General features: G+C 70.0%; 19 protein-coding genes and 2 tRNA genes. 5 read left to right on the forward strand and 16 right to left on the reverse strand.

The genetic code is table 11. The features are described 5' to 3' along the window. The 12 genes from CIK06_RS24250 to CIK06_RS24300 all read right to left on the reverse strand — a co-directional run bounded on the left by CIK06_RS24250 (window position 1) and on the right by CIK06_RS24300 (window position 10991). Window positions 1-1203, reverse strand: coding sequence for an amidohydrolase family protein (locus CIK06_RS24250; RefSeq protein WP_095566747.1), 1203 nt, complete (start codon window positions 1201-1203; stop codon window positions 1-3). Continuing rightward, a complete protein-coding gene (locus CIK06_RS24255) occupies window positions 1200-2015 on the reverse strand; it encodes an ATP-binding cassette domain-containing protein (protein WP_198347993.1) in 816 nt (271 codons plus the stop codon). The genes CIK06_RS24250 and CIK06_RS24255 overlap by 4 nt, the downstream gene beginning before the upstream one ends. Continuing rightward, a complete protein-coding gene (locus CIK06_RS24260) occupies window positions 2012-2839 on the reverse strand; it encodes an ABC transporter ATP-binding protein (protein ID WP_232533834.1) in 828 nt (275 codons plus the stop codon). Before CIK06_RS24260 ends, CIK06_RS24255 begins: the two co-directional genes overlap by 4 nt. Window positions 2840-2844: 5 nt before the next feature. Next, window positions 2845-2997, reverse strand: a complete 153-nt coding sequence (locus tag CIK06_RS29665; protein ID WP_157756925.1) for a hypothetical protein — start codon at window positions 2995-2997, stop codon at window positions 2845-2847. A gap of 12 nt (window positions 2998-3009) precedes the next feature. Further along, a complete protein-coding gene (locus tag CIK06_RS24265; RefSeq protein WP_095566750.1) occupies window positions 3010-4602 on the reverse strand; it encodes an ABC transporter substrate-binding protein in 1593 nt (530 codons plus the stop codon). Between the two features lie 12 nt (window positions 4603-4614). Next, the gene (locus CIK06_RS24270; RefSeq protein ID WP_232533835.1) at window positions 4615-5463 is read right to left on the reverse strand and encodes an ABC transporter permease; all 849 of its coding nucleotides are present in this window, start codon (window positions 5461-5463) and stop codon (window positions 4615-4617) included. Further along, a complete protein-coding gene (locus CIK06_RS31635) occupies window positions 5381-6466 on the reverse strand; it encodes an ABC transporter permease (RefSeq protein ID WP_095566752.1) in 1086 nt (361 codons plus the stop codon). The genes CIK06_RS24270 and CIK06_RS31635 overlap by 83 nt, the downstream gene beginning before the upstream one ends. Window positions 6467-6498: 32 nt before the next feature. Further along, window positions 6499-7080, reverse strand: a complete 582-nt coding sequence (locus CIK06_RS24280) for a hypothetical protein (protein ID WP_095566753.1) — start codon at window positions 7078-7080, stop codon at window positions 6499-6501. After that, entirely contained in the window at window positions 7077-8282 is a 1206-nt protein-coding gene (locus tag CIK06_RS24285; protein ID WP_095566754.1) for a LeuA family protein, read from the reverse strand. Before CIK06_RS24285 ends, CIK06_RS24280 begins: the two co-directional genes overlap by 4 nt. Further along, window positions 8279-9502 carry a dihydroorotase family protein gene (locus CIK06_RS24290; RefSeq protein WP_157756926.1) on the reverse strand — a complete coding sequence of 408 codons (1224 nt, stop codon included), beginning with the start codon at window positions 9500-9502 and terminating at the stop codon, window positions 8279-8281. The genes CIK06_RS24285 and CIK06_RS24290 overlap by 4 nt, the downstream gene beginning before the upstream one ends. A gap of 144 nt (window positions 9503-9646) precedes the next feature. Further along, window positions 9647-10735 (reverse strand): class I SAM-dependent methyltransferase, encoded by a 1089-nt coding sequence (locus tag CIK06_RS24295; protein WP_095566756.1) that lies wholly within the window; start codon window positions 10733-10735, stop codon window positions 9647-9649. After that, window positions 10725-10991 (reverse strand): hypothetical protein, encoded by a 267-nt coding sequence (locus tag CIK06_RS24300; RefSeq protein ID WP_157756927.1) that lies wholly within the window; start codon window positions 10989-10991, stop codon window positions 10725-10727. Before CIK06_RS24300 ends, CIK06_RS24295 begins: the two co-directional genes overlap by 11 nt. Before the next feature lie 182 nt (window positions 10992-11173). On the opposite strand from CIK06_RS24300, the gene CIK06_RS24305 reads away from it, so the two are divergent. Genes CIK06_RS24305 through CIK06_RS24320 form a run of 5 tightly spaced genes read left to right on the forward strand, consistent with a single transcriptional unit; the run spans window position 11174 to window position 14819 of the window. After that, window positions 11174-12373 carry a CaiB/BaiF CoA-transferase family protein gene (locus CIK06_RS24305; protein ID WP_095566758.1) on the forward strand — a complete coding sequence of 400 codons (1200 nt, stop codon included), beginning with the start codon at window positions 11174-11176 and terminating at the stop codon, window positions 12371-12373. Beyond that, the gene (locus CIK06_RS24310; protein ID WP_095566759.1) at window positions 12370-12897 is read left to right on the forward strand and encodes a MaoC family dehydratase; all 528 of its coding nucleotides are present in this window, start codon (window positions 12370-12372) and stop codon (window positions 12895-12897) included. The genes CIK06_RS24305 and CIK06_RS24310 overlap by 4 nt, the downstream gene beginning before the upstream one ends. Next, the gene (locus tag CIK06_RS31640) at window positions 12878-13582 is read left to right on the forward strand and encodes an acyl-CoA dehydrogenase family protein (protein WP_232533836.1); all 705 of its coding nucleotides are present in this window, start codon (window positions 12878-12880) and stop codon (window positions 13580-13582) included. Before CIK06_RS24310 ends, CIK06_RS31640 begins: the two co-directional genes overlap by 20 nt. Beyond that, on the forward strand, window positions 13579-14034 hold the full coding sequence (locus CIK06_RS31645) for an acyl-CoA dehydrogenase family protein (RefSeq protein WP_232533837.1): 456 nt from the start codon (window positions 13579-13581) through the stop codon (window positions 14032-14034). The genes CIK06_RS31640 and CIK06_RS31645 overlap by 4 nt, the downstream gene beginning before the upstream one ends. 47 nt (window positions 14035-14081) lie before the next feature. Further along, a complete protein-coding gene (locus CIK06_RS24320) occupies window positions 14082-14819 on the forward strand; it encodes a GntR family transcriptional regulator (RefSeq protein WP_198347995.1) in 738 nt (245 codons plus the stop codon). Between the two features lie 85 nt (window positions 14820-14904). On the opposite strand, the gene CIK06_RS24325 is transcribed toward CIK06_RS24320, so the two are convergent. The 4 genes from CIK06_RS24325 to CIK06_RS24340 all read right to left on the reverse strand — a co-directional run bounded on the left by CIK06_RS24325 (window position 14905) and on the right by CIK06_RS24340 (window position 16667). Next, window positions 14905-14981: transfer RNA gene (locus CIK06_RS24325), tRNA-Met, on the reverse strand. A 109-nt stretch (window positions 14982-15090) separates the two neighbouring features. Beyond that, window positions 15091-15164: transfer RNA gene (locus CIK06_RS24330), tRNA-Met, on the reverse strand. Between the two features lie 83 nt (window positions 15165-15247). After that, window positions 15248-16168: a hypothetical protein gene (locus CIK06_RS32215; protein WP_095566760.1), complete on the reverse strand. Its 921-nt coding sequence runs from the start codon at window positions 16166-16168 to the stop codon at window positions 15248-15250. Continuing rightward, window positions 16158-16667 (reverse strand): SigE family RNA polymerase sigma factor, encoded by a 510-nt coding sequence (locus CIK06_RS24340; RefSeq protein ID WP_095566761.1) that lies wholly within the window; start codon window positions 16665-16667, stop codon window positions 16158-16160. The genes CIK06_RS32215 and CIK06_RS24340 overlap by 11 nt, the downstream gene beginning before the upstream one ends. Between the last annotated feature and the right edge of the window lie 166 nt (window positions 16668-16833).

Consider the following 16833-nt stretch of genomic DNA (forward strand, 5'->3'; position numbering starts at 1 on the left):
CTACTCGTCGCCCACCAGCCGGCGCAGCTGAACGGCGTCGAACGCCACCCCGCGAGAGACGACCACCCGGGGCTTGGCCAGCAGGGCGAGATCCGCCCGCGGGTCGCCGTCCAGGAGCACCAGGTCGGCCAGCTTGCCCGGCTCGATCGTGCCCAGTTCCGACTCCAGCCCCAGCAGCTTCGCGCCGTTGGCGGTGACGGTCTTGAGCGCCTGGGCCGGCGTCAGGCCGAGTTCGACGTATGCGGCGAGTTCGGTGTGCAGGTGGTCGTTGTGCAGGTCGGTGCCGGCGGCCAGGGTCACCCCCGCCTGGATGGCCAGCCGGACGCTGTCCCAGACCCGTTCGAGCGCGATGCCGGCCATGTCCGGGTACCGGGACCAGCGTGCCTCTGGCCGGGGAGCCCAGCTGACGATGTTGGGTACGAAGATCACCCCGTCGGCGGCCATCTTCTCGATCAGCTCCGGCTGCTCGTGCAGCGGGTTGCCGTGTTCGATCGAGTCCACGACGCCCGCCTGCAGTGCCGGCTCGACCACATGGCAGTGCCAGGCGTGCAGAGCGAACTTCAGCCCCTGCCGGTGTGCCTCCGCGCCGGCCGTGACGATCTCCTCGGACGAGAAGTAGTTGTTCCGCCGGGGGTCGGAGAAGTCCCGTCGGTGCCCCTTCATCTTGATGAAGTCCACGCCCTGCTTGGTCAGGTCGGCGACGGTGTTGGTGACGCCGTCGACGCCCTGTGCGTCCACCGTCATCCCGGCCACCTGGACCTTCTCGCCCTCGAACGGGATGGACAGCACCTGCCCACAGGTGTAGACCCGGGGACCGGGCAGCACCCCGTCGCGGACCGCGTTGCGAACCTGGATGTTCACCGACCAGGCCGCCCCGGCGTCGCGAACCGTGGTGATGCCGCGGCCCAGCGAGGTCAGCAGGCTTCGGCCGCTCTGCAGCAGTTGCCGCTCGGCCGGTGCCCGGTAGACGTCGTAGTACTGATCGCCGTTCGGATCGAGCAGCCGTCCTTTCAGGCTGAGGTGTTCGTGGCTGTTGATCAGGCCGGGCAGCACGAACCCGCCGCCGGCATCGATGTCTCCCGCCGCAGCGGCCTCGACGCCCTCCCGGACCGCACCGATCACCCCGTCGCCGACCTCGACGGTCACCGGACCGGTGGCCCTGTCCGCATCCAGATCGAGCAGGCGAGCATTGACGATCTTCATGTTTTGTTTCCCTTCATGACATTGCCGGCAGGCAGGGTGGGCTGCGCCGCGAGCAAGCGACGCGTGTAGGGATGTTGCGGACGGTCGAATACCTCGGCGGCATCGCCCAACTCCACGATCCGGCCACCGGCCATGACCGCGATGCGGTCGCTCACCGTGCGCGCGACGTGCAGATCGTGGGTGATGAACACATAGCTGATCCGCCGCTGGCGGCGCAGATCGGACAACAGGTTGATCACCCGGGCCTGGACCGATGCGTCCAGGCCCGAGGTGATCTCGTCGCAGACCAGGATCTCGGGCTCCAGCGCCAGCGCCCGCGCGATCGCGATGCGCTGACGCTGACCGCCGGAGAACTCCCGCGGGTAGCGCGACGCGTGTTCCGGGCGCAACCCGACCAGGTCGAGCAGGCTCGCCACCCGGTCCCAGGCCGCTCGGCGGTCCGGGACCAGACCGTGCACCAGCAGCGGTTCCGCGATCGCGTCCCCGATCTTCTGCCACGGGGTCAACGAGCCGTTCGGGTCCTGAAAGATGATCTGAAGCTTCCTGCGGGTACGCCGAAATTCACGGCGCAGCACCGGCCCCAGTTCGGCGCCGTGCAGCCGGACCTTTCCCCCGGTGGGTTTCTGCAGCCCGACCAGAACGCGACCCAGCGTGGTCTTGCCCGACCCCGACTCGCCCACCAGCGCGAGCGTCTCCTCGGGTCGGACCTCCAGGCTGACCTCGGACAGAGCCCGCAGCGGCTCGGACCGGCGGCCACGCCGACGGAATTCGACGACCAGCGCCTCCACGCTCAGTACCGCATCGGCCGTCACACGCCCACCCGCCCCCGGTCGACGTGCCAGCACGCGGCCTGGCCCGCGGCGGTGGGCGCCGCCGGCGGATGCTGACGGGCGCACTCGGCGGTGCTGTAGTCGCAGCGCGCCTCGAACAGGCAACGGTCGGCCCTCAGGACCCGGCTGGGCACCACCCCGGGAATGCCGGACACGTAGCCGTCTCGGGACGTCTCCAGCGACCTCGCGGCCCGGGCCAGGGCCTCGGTGTACGGATGGCCCGGGCTCTCCAGACATTCCCGGGTGACGCCGGTCTCGACGACCTCCCCGGCGTACATCACGCACAGCCGGTCGGCCATCGCCCCGGCGACCGGCAGGCTGTGCGTGACCAGCAGCAGTGCCAGCCCACGCTCGGCACGCAAGCGCCGGATCAGGGCGAGGATGGCCTCCTCCGTGGTCACGTCGAGGGCGGTGGTCGGCTCGTCGGCCACCAGGAGATCCGGCCCACCGGCCAGCGCCATGGCGATGCACACGCGCTGCTTCATGCCGCCGGACAACTCGTGCGGGTAGGCGTGATACCGGCTACCCGCCTGCGGGATCTCCAGTTCGTCCATCAGCCGTAGGGCCTGCCGTCGGGCCTCGGCCCGGCTCACGTCCAGGTGCGCCCGTACCACCTGCGCAATCTGACGGCCGACCGGGAAGAGGGGGTCCAGAGCGCCGGACGGGTCCTGGAAGACGAACCCGATCCGGCTGCCCCGCACCGCACGCAACTGACGTTCGGTACACCTGGTGAGATCGCCCCCGTCGAAGACGATCTCACCTCCGGTCACCCGGAGCCCTCTGGGCAGGAGACCACCGAGGGCCATGCACGTCAGTGACTTGCCCGATCCCGACTCGCCCACCAGGCCCAGGCTCTCCCCCGGCCGATGGTGAACGAGACATCGCGGACCAGCCCCGCATCGCCGCGCGGGACATCGACGTCGATGGCGAGGTCGCGCACGGACAGCAGTACGTGTGACGTCATTCCGGTGCTCCGCTACGCGGGCTTCGCGGTGTAGAGGCGGTTGAACCGTCCCGGGTAACCCGGCCAGTTGACGTCCTTGGACACCGCCCAGATCGCGTGCACCGCCCACTGGAAGAGCACCGGAGCCTCCTCGTGCATCAGCTCCTGCAGCTGCGACAGCAGTTGCTTGCGCCGTTCCGGGTCGGTGGTCCGGCCCTGCTCGGTGTAGAGGCTCATGAAATCGTCGTTGGCGAAGTAGGAGAACGCGTTGTCGCTCTGGAACGACGACAGGCCCGCGCCCACGTCGAAGATGCCCCGGGCGGCGTTGCCGAACTGGAACATCGGCCCGGCCTTGCCACCGCGTACGACCTGGCCGACAGCCGTCGGATCGGTCATGGTCTGCAGGCTCACCTTGATGCCGACCTTTTCCAGGTCCCGCTGGATGGCCTGAGCCGCGTCAGCCTGCGCCACGATCCCCGCGGTCTGGCTGATCATCCGAGCCTCGAACCCATCCGGATACCCGGCCTGCCGCAGCAGATCCCTGGCCCGGTCCGGGTCGTACGGGTAGGGCTTGATCGCCTCGTCGAAGCCGAACTGCGCCGGATGCGCCACCGCACCGATGCGCGTGCCGTAGCCGAGCAGGATGTTCTCCACGATCGAGTCCAGATCCACGGCATGGTTGATCGCCTGCCGGACCAGCTTGTTGCGCATCGGCCCATCGGGCTCGGTGCGGCCCTTGGCGTCGAGTGCGATGTAGGCCATGAGCATCTTCGCCTTCGAGAGCACGTTGACCGAGGGGTTCGCGTCGATCGTCTTGGCCTGCTGGGGCAGCAGGTCGGCCGCGATGTGGATCTGGCCCGAGGTCAACGCCGACAACTGGGTCTCAGGCGACTCGATGGTCCGGTAGCTGACCTCGCGGTAGGCGGGCTTCGTGCCCCAGTAGGAGTCGTTGCGCTCCAGCAGCACCTCGTAGCCGGTGCTCACGGTCTTCAGCTTGTACGGCCCGGTGCCGACCAGGTTGGTGGCCAGTCCCGCGCCCACCTCCGCGGTGTGTTTGGGTGCGAGCATCGGGTAGACGGTCAGCAACTGCGTCAGCAGCGCGTCGGGCTGCTTGAGCACCAACCGCACGGTGCTCGCGTCCGGGGCCTCGACCGAGGTGACGTTGCCGAAGGCCGCGTTGACGCTCTTGGTCGCGGGGTCGGCGGTGCGCTCGAAGGTGTACTTCACCGCGGCGGAGTCGAAGGGCTCCCCGTTGGAGAACGTCACGCCGCTGCGCAACTTCAGCTCCAGCGTCGTGTCGTCGAGGAAGCTCCACGACTCGGCCAGCCACGGGACGATCTCCCGGCCGTCCGGGTCGTAGTCCAGCAGCGGCTCGCAAACCTCCATGATCACCGAATGAGGCACGTCGGCGGCGGTCAGGTCGGGGTCGAGCGTGGGCACGCCCTGGCTGTGGGCGATGACGATGCGCTCGCTCTGGGAGCTCGCGGACGTCTCGTCGTCGCCACACGCGGCAAGCGCCGAGGCGCCCACCGCCGCGACCGCGACGCCTCCACCGATGCGCAGGAAGGAGCGGCGGTCCAGCAGATGTTGCGGGACGGACTTCGAAAAGGGGTTCTCGGTAGGCATGAATCTGGCCTTTCAGCTCGCGACGACTTGCGGTATCGCGGGAGACATGGACGCTTCGGCGTCATCCGCCCGGGAGGTCCCGGCGGCCAGAGCGTCTCGGACGCTGTCGCTGAGCACGTTCACGCACAGAACCGTGATCAGGATCGCCAGGCCGGGGAGGGCGGAAAGCCACCATTGTTCGTAGATGTGCGCACGCCCTTCGCTGAGCATCGCGCCCCAGGTGGGGGTGGGCGGCTGGATGCCGAGACCGAGGAAGCTCAGGAAGGCTTCGGCCAGAATCATGTGGCCGATCTGCAAGCTCGTGATGACAAGGAAGGTTGGCCAAACTCCCGGCAGCACATGCCGGAACATGACGCGCAGATGGGACAGCCCCATTACCCGCGCGTTCGTCACGAAGGTCCGCTCGCGCAGTTCCAGCACGACCGACCTGATCACTCGGGTGTAGATGGGCCACCCGGTGAGACCGAGGATGAACAGCACGTTGCGCAGCCCGGGGCCCGCGACGGCGGCAACCAGCAGGGCCAGCAACAGGAAGGGGAAGGCCATCATGATGTTGACCAGCCCCACGATGAACGAGTCCGTCCGGCCGCCCAGATATCCGGCGGCCAGTCCGAGCGGAACGCCGACCACGCTCGCGATGAGCGCCGCGAGCAAGCCGACCAGGAGGGAGATTCGCGCGCTGTAGATCAGCCGAGACAGTTCGTCGCGGCCCAGGCTGTCCGTGCCCAGCGGGAAGGACCAGGTTCCGCCCGCCTGCCAGGCCGGTGGACGCAGCAGGTCACGCAGTTCCCCACCGGTCGGAGAGTACGGAGCGAGCAGCGGGGCGAGGACCGCCACCGCGATCAGCAGAAGCAGCACCACCGCGCTGACCCGTCCGGCCGGAGACAGTCGGCGCAGGCGCCGGGCCACGGACCGGGATCCGTTCCTGACTGCGCTCATGACATGGCCCTTCCCACGCGCACCCGGGATCGATCACTGTCACGGTCAGATCCGCCAGGGTGTTGGCGACGACCACCGCGACCACGAGCACGAGGACGGCGGCCTGGACGACCGGGTAGTCCCGGCTGTAGATGGAGCTGATCAGCAGCGTGCCGACGCCGGAGCGGCCGAACACGTACTCGATGACGACCACCCCGCCCAGCAGCGGCCCGGCCTGCAGGCCGAGCAACGCGATCACCGGCGGCAGGCAGTTCTTCAGCGCGTGGCGGTAGACGATGGTCCGCCAGGCCAGCCCCTTGGCCCGGTGGAACCGCACGAAGTCGGCCTCCAGCAGGCCGAGCATGGTGGTACGGGTCAGCCGCAGCACGTAGGGCAGGTTGCCGGAGGCAAGTGTGAGCACCGGCAGGACCAGGTACCGCGCGTCCCCCATGCCCGAGGCGGGCAGCCAGCGCAGCCGGACCGCGAAGATGATGATCAGGACGAGGCCGACCCAGAACAAGGGCGCGGCCTGGGCGACCGAGGCGACCGCACCCACCGCCCGGTCCACGATCCCGCCCCGATGGGTGGCGGCGACCACCCCGAGCCCGACCCCGACAACGGCGCTGACCAACAGCGAGACCGCGGCCAGGAGCAGGCTCGGGGCGAGTTGGTCGGACACCATGTGACTGGCCGGCAGTCCGGTGACGATGGACTGACCCAGGTCGCCGCGCAGGGCATGCACGACGAACTGCCAGTACTGCTCCGGCAGCGATCGATCCAGCCCGAGCTGCTCGCTGAGACTCTGCCGTTGCTGCTCGGTGGCTTCCGCGGACAGCAACGCGTCGAGCGGGTCGCCGCTGAGCCGCAGGGCGATGAAGGTGATCGTCACCGCGCCCAGCAGCACGACGGCCAGGTGCCACAGCTGCTTTCCCAGCGCTCTCAGCACGGTGAATCTCCCTTCTGTCGGCCAGGGGACGGTCAAGGTTGGTAGTGGGTGACCTTGCGTGCCCAGATGTGGAAGCCGAAGGCGCTGATGTCGGCCTGGTCCAGCCAGTCGAGGATCTGTGCCTCCACCGTGTTCGGGGCCTTCCCGCCGTTCGGGGAGTGGCTGAGGATGCAGTGGATGACATCGAGCCGCACCCCCCGCTCCAGCGCCGCGTGCGCGGCGAATGTCGCGTGCGGCAGGGACTTCCCCAGCTCGGTGTATCCGATCCCGCCGTCCTCGGACCGGCGGGTCTCGACCAGCTTGCTGACGTCGATCAGCAGGGCACCGGCGATCAGCACGTCCCGATCGATACACACCCCGTGCACGCGCTCCCACACGTCGGCCACGGCAAGCGCGGCCGCGGCGACCCCCTGCGCGTGCTTGACCTGCGGATAGTCGATCTTCACCGACACCGGTACGTCGCTGAGCCGGTCATAGTCGCTCCGGGCCCACAGGTCCTCCCAGATGTCCACCACCGCTGAGCGCAGGGCGGGATCGCTGATCGCGTCGAGCTCGGGGAACAGCGCCGGGAGGTCCAGCTTCTCCTTCCCCGGGCGAGCCTGTGCCTGCGTCATCGCTCCTCCGCTTCGACCATGGCCGCGAACTCGGCATCGGTGACGCCGCGTTTGTGCGTCACCGCCCACTCGTTGATCTGCGTCACCAGTACGGGCAGCCGCGTGTCGGCGACCTGGAGGCCCAGTTCGGCCGCCTTCATCCGCACCCCGGTCGGCCCGGTGCCCCGGCCCAGCCGGATGGTGCGTCGGTTGCCCGCCAGCACCGGATCGAACGGTTCCATCAGGGTCGGGTCCGCCTCGGCGGCGATCACATGGATCTCCAGCTTGTTGGCGAACACGTCGGCGCCCACGACCGGCTTCATCGGTGGAATCGGGATCCGGGTCAGCCGGGAGACGAGTTCGCTCACGCCGTAGAGCCCCTCGGAGCGGATCGGCAGCCGGATGCCGTAGAGCGCCTCCAGCGCCACGACCAGTTCCTCCAACGCACAGTTGCCCGCGCGCTCACCCAGCCCGTTGACGGTGACCTCGATCCAGTCCGCACCGCACTCGATCCCGGCCAGGGTGTTGGCCATGGCGAGGCCGAGATCGTTGTGCATGTGCATGCGCACCCCGGCGGTGTCCGACAACGTCCGCATCCGCGCGGCCAGGTACCGGACCACGGCGGGTTTGGCGGTGCCCGTCGAGTCGGCCAGCGAGATCACGGTGGCCCCCGCGTCCAGGGCCGCCCGGTACATCTCGAACAGGTAGTCCACATCGGCGAGCGTCGAGAACGACGGACCGAACGCGACGTCCCGGAATCCCGCGGCTCTGGCCGCGGCGACCAACTCCTGCACCCGATCGATCGCCGAGGTCCGGGTGTGCCGGAGTTTCTCCAGGTGCGCGTCGGTGGAGCGAAAGAGCACCGAGCACACATCGGCCCCGGCCTCCCGGGTGGAGTGCAGCGCGTCCAGAGCATCCGGCTTCCAGCCCACCAGCAGGCTGGCCAGCGCCAGCCGAGGGCAGGCCGACCGGATGCGGCCCACCGACCGGTCGTCCGTCCCGGCGTAGCCGACCTGCATGACCGGTACGCCGATGTCCTGGAGCGCCAGTGCGAACTCGACCTCGTCGTCCGGTGAGAACGCGACCTCGGCCGCCTGCTGGCCCTCGCGCAGCGTGCAATCGGTCACCGTGATGTCGGGCCGGATGTGTTCGCCCGAGGTGACGTCCGGGGCGAAGTTCAACGGGCTCGTGTGGATCAGCTCGGGACGCGACGGCCCGGTCATCGCGCGACCTCCCCCGCCGCCGGACCCGCGGGCAGGAACTCACCCTGTCCGGGCTCGGCCACGACCGCCCCGTCGTGCAACACCGTCCGCCCCCTCTGAACGGTCAGCACGGGACGGCCGAACACCTGCCGCCCGTCGAAGACGCTGTAGTCGGAGTTGCCGTGCAACGGCTGCTGCCCCACGGTCCAGGCCGGGAAGGGGTCGTAGACCACCAGATCCCCGTCGTGCCCGGGGATGAGCCGCCCCTTGCGATGGCCCAGCCCGAAGATGTCGGCCGGCCGCTCGCAGAAGACGCGGGCCAGCGTGGTCAGTCCCACGGCGTGCTCGTACAGCCCGCCGTGCACGACCAACGGCAGCATGTGTTCGACACCGGGCAGCCCGAACGGCACCTCGAAGAAGTTGGTCTCCTGCGGCTTCTTGCCCGCCCGGGTCTGCCCGGAGGCGTCGCTGGCGACCACGTCGATCGTGCCGTCGCGCACCGCATCCCAGATCGCCGCGCGGTCGGCGGCGCCCCGTATCGGCGGCGAGATCTTCGCCAGGCCGCCCAGCCGCTGTTGGTCCTCCTCGGTCAGCAGCAGGTAGTGGGTGCACGTCTCGGCGTACCGGGCCGGTCCCGGCCGATCCCGGAACCCCCGGATCACGTCCAGCGACTCAGCCGCGCTGACGTGCACGATGTACGCGTCACAGCCGGCCAGTTCGGCCAGGCTCAGCGCCCGGTACACCGCCTCGGACTCGGCCAGGCTGGGGCGCGAACGACCGTAGTCCCCGGCGCCCACCCGTCCCGCCTCGCGCAGTCGCCGCTCCAGGGCCACCGCGGCGTGCCCGTTCTCGCAGTGCACCATCGCCAGGGCACCGCTGCGGCCGAGCAGGTACATCAGGTCGAAGATCTGCCCGTCGTCGAGCATCCGGTTGCCCGGGAACGCGGTGAACGCCTTGAACGAGGCGATGCCCTGGCCGATCAGTTCCGGAACGGCCGTGGCCATGTCGTCGCCGGGCGACACGATGACGTGCGCCCCGAAGTCCAGGCAGGAGCGAGCCTGACCGTTGGCGACGAACTCGGCCACGGTTTCGGTCAACGAACTCGGGCCGGCGCCGTGCCACTGCCGGCCGGCGAACGGGATCAGGGTCGTCACACCCCCGGCCGCCGCCGCGACGGAGAACGCCTCGATGTCGTCGGCGTAGTACGGGTGGTTGTGTGCGTCGATGATGCCCGGCAACACGTACCGGCCGGTCGCGTCGTAGGTCTGCCTGGCCGATGCGGCATCGATCTCCGGGACACCTCCGCGACCAGGCCGTCACCGATCGCGACATCGGCACGGCGCACGCCGGCGCCGGACACGACCAGACCACCCTTCACCACCAGGTCATACGTCATCGGTCGGCCCCGCCCCATCCGTCCGGCCCGCCACGGCTTCGATCAGGGTCCAGGGCAGCCGCCAGCGTGACGGGAGTTGGTGAGCGGCCGCACCGTCCGGGAAGGGTGTTGTCGACGATTCGAGGAAGCCCGCGCCGCGCAGTTCCCCCTCAAGGTCGAGCCCGAGCAGGTCGGGCATGTAGGGCTCGCCGTTGCGCCGGGCATGGCCGAGGTGGAAGAACAGCCCCAGCGTCTGTCCGGGGATCCGATAGAAGTCCAGAATCGCCAGCCGTCCCCCGGGGCGCAGCACCCGGCGGGCCGCCCGGAGAAAGGCCAGCACCGCCGCCTGCGGCATCTCGTGGATCAGCATGGTCGCGGTCACCACGTCGAAGCTCGCATCCGGATAGGGACCCAGGTCCTCGGCCCGTGCCTGACGCAGGTGCACGGGTCGGCCCCGGGTCACCGCATGGTGGTGCGCGACCCGCAGGGCCGGTGCGCTCAGGTCGCAGCCGGCCAGCCAGGCATCGGGCAGCAGCGGCGCCAGCGCATCGAGGGTGCGACCGAAGCCGCAGCCCACGTCCAGGACACGCGCGGGCCGCAGGCCCGCGATGTGTGCGGCCAGCGCGTCGTGTACGGACACGTTCTCGTTCGACATCATCGTGGTGGACCCGGCCGCCCACTCGTAGACCACTCCGTCGTAGTCACGGCTGTGGATTCCGCCGGGTACCAGATGGAAGTCGGTCTCCCGGTAGTAGGCGGGCAGCTCGATGTCGGGGTCGAGCACCAGCCGCTCGGCGTGCAGGCTCGCCGTACGGTCCAACTCGGCGGTAATGGCGCCGCTCTGCCTGCGCGCCGCCTGGAGCAACCCCCGAGGCCCGCAGTACTTCTCCTGCTGAAGATGCTGCTCCAGCCAGCCGAACACCTGGTATGCCGCGGAGGTCGACATCGCCCGCTCCAGTCCCGGGACGTCGGTGTCGGGGTCCAGCCGCAGAATCTCCTCGGCCTGGTCGACCACCGTCCGGTAGAGCGGGCCCGCCCAGTAGCGCCGGATCGCCAGCACCAGTTCCTGCTGGACCCGTGCCTCGAAGTCAAGCTGCACGGCGCGCCTCGCTCAGCGGGGCCAGCCATGCCTCAACCATCTCGTCGGCCCGCCGAGCCACCCAGTCCGCCTCGACCGGTGACAGTGGAGCACCGAGTTGTGGCGGCCTGGCGCGCACCTCGGCGCTCACCCGGATCACGGCCTCCTCCAACCGCCGCTGCCGGGCGGCCTGTAGAAGCAGTTCGCCGGCCAGGCCGAGCGACGACGCGAGTACGGCGGACACGGACGGTGGAGCGAAGTTCGGCGGAGTGCTCATCCAGCGCTCCTCGCTAGGAGACGTTCCTCAGGACGAAACGAGATTCCGTTTTTTTACCACCGACGCACGTGGAGGTCAACGGCTCTGAGCACGTCAAACGCCATCGACAGCTCTCCAGAAGTCTTGCAGGAAGCCGAATCGAGGGCTTTACGCATGAAATATATTATGTATGATCTAGCGTCATGGTCGACGCCGCCCCCGTAGCCGGACCCCTCGACGGGCTCCTGGTGGTCGCCCTGGAGCAAGCCGTGGCGGTCCCCTTCGCGACCAGGCAGCTGATCGACCTCGGCGCCCGGGTCATCAAAATCGAGCGCCCCGGCGCCGGCGACTTCGCCCGCGGCTACGACCGCTCGGTGCTGGGCCAGTCCAGTTACTTCGTCTGGCTCAACCGCGGCAAGGAGTCACTGTCCCTGGACGTCAAGCGGCCCGCCGCCCAGCAGATCGTTCACGGTCTGCTCGGCCGAGCCGACATCTTCGTGCAGAATCTCGCCCCCGGTGCCGCCGCGCGGCTCGGACTCGACGCGCGCACCCTCGCCGCGCGGTACCCGCGCCTGATCGCCGGAGACCTGACCGGCTACGGAAGCGACGGACCGGATGCCGGACGCAAGGCATACGACCTGCTCATCCAGTGTGATACGGGCCTGGCCCGGCTGACCGGCCCGCCGGGTGAGCCGCTGCGAGCGGGCATCTCCCTGGCCGATGTCGCCGGTGGCATGTACCTGCTGACGGCCCTGCTCAGCTGCGTCACCGAGCGCGCGCGCACCGGCCGGGGCCGCAGCTTCGAGGTGTCCCTGTTGGACAGCCTGGCCGAGTGGCTGGGCCAGCCGATCGCCTACGCCGCCGGCAGCGGGCAGGATCCGCCGCACGCCGGCCTGGCCCATCCCTCGATCAGCCCCTACGGCCCCTACCCGACCAAGGACGGCACGGTCATGATCGCCATCCAGAACGACCGCGAGTGGGACCGGCTCTGCCGCTGCTTGCTGGGTGAACCCGATCTGGCCACCGACCCCCGGCTCTCCACCAACAGTGCCCGGGTGGCCGCACGCGCCGAGGTTGACGCGCGGATCCGCGCGGTCACGACGACCCTCGACAGCGCGGCCCTGACCGCCCGGCTCGACGCCGCGGGCATCGCCAACACCAGGGTCAGCTCGGTGACCGAGTTCCTCAGCCACCCCCAGCTACGCGAGCGCGGCAGATGGCAGGCCGTGCAGACGCCCGCCGGACAGATCGAGGCGCTCCTGCCGCCGGTCATCTTCCACGACGGCCCACCCCCGCCCATGCCCGCCGTCCCGGCTCCCGGACAGCACACCGAGACCCTGCTCCGCGAACTCGGCCTGACCGGCGATGCCATCGAGGCCCTGCGCGAAAGCGGAACCGTATGACCACGCACACCGGATGGAACGGCCGCCATCTTGAGGACTTCACCGTCGGTGACCGATATCTGCACGCCCTGGGCCGGACCGTCAACTCCACCGACAACTCCTGGTTCACCCTACTGACGCAGAACACGGCGCCACTGCACTTTGACCACCGTTATGCCGCGGCGACACCCTTCGGCAGGCCGCTGGTCAACTCATGCCTCACCCTCGCGATCGTCACCGGACAGAGCGTGGCAGACGTATCGCAGAACGTATTGGCCAACCTTGCCTGGGACGAGGTACGCCTGCCCCACCCCGTCTTCGAGGGCGACACGCTCTACTCGGAATCGGAGGTCCTCGCCGTCCGGCCGAGCGCCAGCCGCCCCGAGGCGGGAGTGGTCACCGTACGCACCACGGGCCGCAACCAGGACGGAATCCCCGTGATCACCTTCCGCCGCACGCTACTGGTCTATCGGCGCGGCCACGGCCCCGGCACCCGCCCGCCGGTGCCCGACGACAGGAGCCCCCATGGACACGCTCAACGCTGACGAGCAGGAGATAGTCTCGCTGGTCGCCCGATTCGTCGACCGCGAGGTCCGACCGGTCGCCCGGCCGCTGGAACACGACAACGCCTATCCCGAGTCGCTCATCGAGCAGATGAAGTCGCTCGGAGTGTTCGGCCTGACCGTCCCGGCCCCGTACGGCGAGTACCACGTCTCCGCCGCGTGCTACGCGCTGGTCACCGAGGAACTCGCCCGAGGCTGGATGAGCCTCGCCGGCGCGTTCGGCGGTCACTCGGTGGTGTGCCATCTGATCAGCCGGTTCGGCACGGACGAGCAGCGTTCCCGATACCTGCCCCGGCTGGCGACCGGCGGGCTGCGCGCCACGATGGCCCTGACCGAACCGGGCGGCGGATCGGACCTGCAAGCCATGCGAACCGTCGCCCGGCCCTGCGACGGCGGCTGGTCGGTCAGTGGGGCGAAAACCTGGATCAGCAACGCCCGGCACTGCGGACTGATCGCGCTGCTGTGCCTGACCGACGCGCAGAGCCGCCCAGCCCACCAGGGCGTGTCGATCCTGCTCGTCGAACCCGGACCCGGGCTCACCATCTCCCGGGACCTGCCCAAGCTCGGATACAAGGGGGTCGAGAGCTGCGAGCTCTCCTTCGACGAGATGCCGGTACCCGGCAACGCGCTGCTCGGGGTGAGCCCGGCCACGGGTTCGCCCAGATGATGGGCGGCCTCGAACTCGGCCGGGTACAGGTGGCCGCCCGCGCCATCGGCGTCGCCCGCGCCGCCTTCGACGACGCGCTGCGCTACTCCCAGGAGCGGCACACCTTCGGTCGCCCGATCGTCGAGCATCAGAGCATCGGCAACTACCTCGCCGGCATGGCCACGAACATCACCGCCGCCCGGATGCTCAACCTCCACGCCGCGCAACGAATCGACCGGGGCCAGCGCGCCGATCTTGAGGCAGGGATGGCCAAGCTGTTCGCCTCCGAGATGGCTCAGGAAGCCGCGCTCAACGCGCTGCGCGTTCACGGCGGGTACGGGTATTCAACGGAGTTCGATGTGGAAAGGTACTATCGCGACACGCCGCTGATGCTCGTCGGGGAAGGCACCAACGAGATCCAGCGCAACATCATCGTCAAGGAGCTGGTCCGCCGCGGCGGGCTGGACCTGTGACCCGGGAGCCCGATCACCCGGCCCCGGCAGAACAACAGGAGCTGGGATTGAACACGGTCGCCCGGGACCTGCCCGCGTTGCAGGAAACAGTCCGCCTGCCGGACCAGTCGCCGCAGCGCCGCCCCCAGCTCAACGACGAGGCCGCCTCCTACGTCCGCGAACTGATCCTCACCGGCCAGCTCCAGCCCGGCGAGTTCATCCGCATGGACCGAATTGCCCGCGATCTCAGGATCAGCACCACACCGGTTCGAGAGGGCCTACTCGCCCTGCGGGGTGAGGGGTTCGTGCAGTTGGAGCAGCGACGCGGGTTCACCGTGGCCCCGCTGTCCCCCTCCGACATCCAGGACGTCTTCGCCGCACAGGCCGTGCTGGCAGGCGAGTTGGCAGCACGGGCGGCGCAGCGGATCAGCGCGGAGCAGACCAACGAGCTGCAACGGCTTCAGCAAACCCTCGTCGACGCCGTGGAACAGGGCCAGACCGCCCGCGTCGAAGCCCTCAACCACGACTTCCACTGGATGATCAATCACATCGCGGATGCTCCCAAGATCGCCTGGCTGTTGTCCGTCGGCGGGCGGTACGTACCCCGTCGCTTCTACGCCACCATCGCGGGTTGGCCACAGGCGTCGGCGGAGGACCACGCGACGGTCCTGACCGCGCTCACCCGCAACGACGCCGAAGCCAGCCGCGAAGCGATGGCCCAGCACATGCTGCACGCCGGCGACCTGCTGGCAGGCCATCTCAGTCAGCTGCGCCAGGCCCTCGACACGAGCCGGAACACCGGATAGCGCCAGGCTCGTCCAGCGAAGCGACACCGGAAACGACTGAACCGCACCCCCGGAAGCCGGGGATGCGGTTCAGTCGTTCACCACGTGGTAGCGGGGACAGGATTTGAACCTGCGACCTCTGGGTTATGAGCCCAGCGAGCTACCGAGCTGCTCCACCCCGCGTCGGCCTTACCAGTCTAGATCACGTTCCGGACGCCCGCCAATCGGGGGCGGAATCCGGGCCGAAAACGACGGAAGGCCCTCCAGGAATCCCGGAGGACCTTCCGACCAGTAGCGGGGACAGGATTTGAACCTGCGACCTCTGGGTTATGAGCCCAGCGAGCTACCGAGCTGCTCCACCCCGCGTCGGTAGACACAACCCTAGCGCACCCGCTCCCGGGGCGGCAAAACGCCCCCCGGTTCGCGGCATTCCTGGCCCGGATCGCCGCTCAGCCGAGCCAGGCCCGGATCGCCCGGTCCGCCCGGTCGGCGTAGTCGTCGGCCAGCGCGCGGTCCGCGGACGTACCCTCCCAGCCCTCGACCACCAGGAAGGTGAGCACGTCGCCCACCCGCACCACCCAGACCAGGCTGCTCACCGTGGCGGCGGTGGCGTCGCTGACGTACGGGTCGGGCTGCCGGATCTCCACCAGCAGCGCGGCGTCACCGTGCCCGGACTGCCGCAGCACCTGCTGGCTGCGGGTGACGCCGTCCTGCGTCCAGGTGGGGCAGGCCGGGATGCGCTCCCGCAGCCACCGCAGGTAGGCGTCCGCCTGGCCGGCGGACTGGCTGTAGATGGTCTGACCGACGGTACCGGCCGGCGCCCGCCCGGCGGACGCGCCAGGCGAGCGGTACACGACCGTCCGGGTCCGTTGGGCCAGCACCCCCGCCGGCCCGGGTCCGCCGCAGGGCGGGCGCAGCGACGTGCCGGCCGTGGAGAACACCGGCTGCTCACCGTGGCTCGTCGCGGCCGGCTGTACGAAGAACGCCCGGTCCGGGATCGCGGTCGGCGGCTGGGCGTTCCGCGCCGATCCGGCGCCGGCGCTCGGCGTACCGGGCGCGACGGTCGGGGCGGGTGGGGTGGGCGGCGTCGGCGGCGCGGACGCCGGGTTGGACGGCGGCACGGAGGGGCGGTCCGGCTGCGTCGTCGGCGACGCCACCGGCGGGGGCGTGACCGGGCTCGGCCCCGCGGCCAGCAGCCGGGTGCCGACCACGGTGCCGCCGACCAGCACGGCCACCGCGGTCACGGCGGCCGCGGCCCGCCGCCGGGCCCGCCGGTCGGCCCGCCGGCGCAGGCTCTCCGGCCGGTCCAGTTCCACCGCCGGTACGTCGGTTGCCAGCGACCGGTACAGCCGGGACAGCTCAGTTGACATCGGTGACCTCCTCGAACGTGTCGAGCGAGACCGGCAGCAGCTCCGCAAGCCGGAGCCGGCCACGGGACAGCCAGGACTTGACCGTGCCCGGCGCCGCGCCGGTCTCCGCGGCGATCTCGGCCACCGACATGTCACACAGGTAGTGCAGCGCGAGCGCCTGCCGGTAGGTCACGGGAAGTTGCCGCAGCGCCTCGACCAGCAGCACGGTCTCCTCGCCGGGTGGCCGCACGTCCGGTGGTGGGCCGAGCCGGCGCATGGCCACCCGCCAGCCGCGCAGCCGCCGCCAGCGGTCGGCCGCGAGCCGCGCCACCACCAGCCGGACCCACGCCTCCGGGGCCGGATGGGCCACCAGCGTGCGCCACTGCCGCCAGGCCCGGGTGTACGCCTCCTGGGCCAGGTCCTGCCCCTCGGTGCGATCCCCCACCACGGCGTAGGCGTACCGGAGCGTGCGCAGCGACGTGCTCCGGTAGAAGTCGTCGAAGCTGGCCGCATCCCGCATGACGCCACCCCGTCTCCCGCACCCGTCGACACCTCTGCCCGGGAAACGGTCGGCGGTGCCATCGGGTTGCAGCGGCGGTGCCGGCGGTGCCGGCGCTCCGGTACTCCGGTACTCCGGTACTCCGGTACTCCGGTACTCCGGTACTCCGGCGCTCCGGCGCTCCGGC

Source organism: Plantactinospora sp. KBS50 (assembly GCF_002285795.1).
Taxonomy (GTDB): Bacteria; Actinomycetota; Actinomycetes; order Mycobacteriales; family Micromonosporaceae; genus KBS50.

Bases quoted from the DNA above. Each gene is read 5' to 3' on its own strand.
- CIK06_RS24250 (WP_095566747.1), bottom strand. From the start codon at position 1,203: ATGAAGATCGTCAATGCTCGCCTGCTCGATCTGGATGCGGACAGGGCC.
- CIK06_RS24260 (WP_232533834.1), bottom strand. From the start codon at position 2,839: ATGGCCCTCGGTGGTCTCCTGCCCAGAGGGCTCCGGGTGACCGGAGGT.
- CIK06_RS29665 (WP_157756925.1), bottom strand. From the start codon at position 2,997: ATGACGTCACACGTACTGCTGTCCGTGCGCGACCTCGCCATCGACGTC.
- CIK06_RS24265 (WP_095566750.1), bottom strand. From the start codon at position 4,602: ATGCCTACCGAGAACCCCTTTTCGAAGTCCGTCCCGCAACATCTGCTG.
- CIK06_RS24280 (WP_095566753.1), bottom strand. From the start codon at position 7,080: ATGACGCAGGCACAGGCTCGCCCGGGGAAGGAGAAGCTGGACCTCCCG.
- CIK06_RS24285 (WP_095566754.1), bottom strand. From the start codon at position 8,282: ATGACCGGGCCGTCGCGTCCCGAGCTGATCCACACGAGCCCGTTGAAC.
- CIK06_RS24300 (WP_157756927.1), bottom strand. From the start codon at position 10,991: ATGAGCACTCCGCCGAACTTCGCTCCACCGTCCGTGTCCGCCGTACTC.
- CIK06_RS24305 (WP_095566758.1), top strand. From the start codon at position 11,174: ATGGTCGACGCCGCCCCCGTAGCCGGACCCCTCGACGGGCTCCTGGTG.
- CIK06_RS24310 (WP_095566759.1), top strand. From the start codon at position 12,370: ATGACCACGCACACCGGATGGAACGGCCGCCATCTTGAGGACTTCACC.
- CIK06_RS31640 (WP_232533836.1), top strand. From the start codon at position 12,878: ATGGACACGCTCAACGCTGACGAGCAGGAGATAGTCTCGCTGGTCGCC.
- CIK06_RS31645 (WP_232533837.1), top strand. From the start codon at position 13,579: ATGATGGGCGGCCTCGAACTCGGCCGGGTACAGGTGGCCGCCCGCGCC.
- CIK06_RS32215 (WP_095566760.1), bottom strand. From the start codon at position 16,168: ATGTCAACTGAGCTGTCCCGGCTGTACCGGTCGCTGGCAACCGACGTA.
- CIK06_RS24340 (WP_095566761.1), bottom strand. From the start codon at position 16,667: ATGCGGGATGCGGCCAGCTTCGACGACTTCTACCGGAGCACGTCGCTG.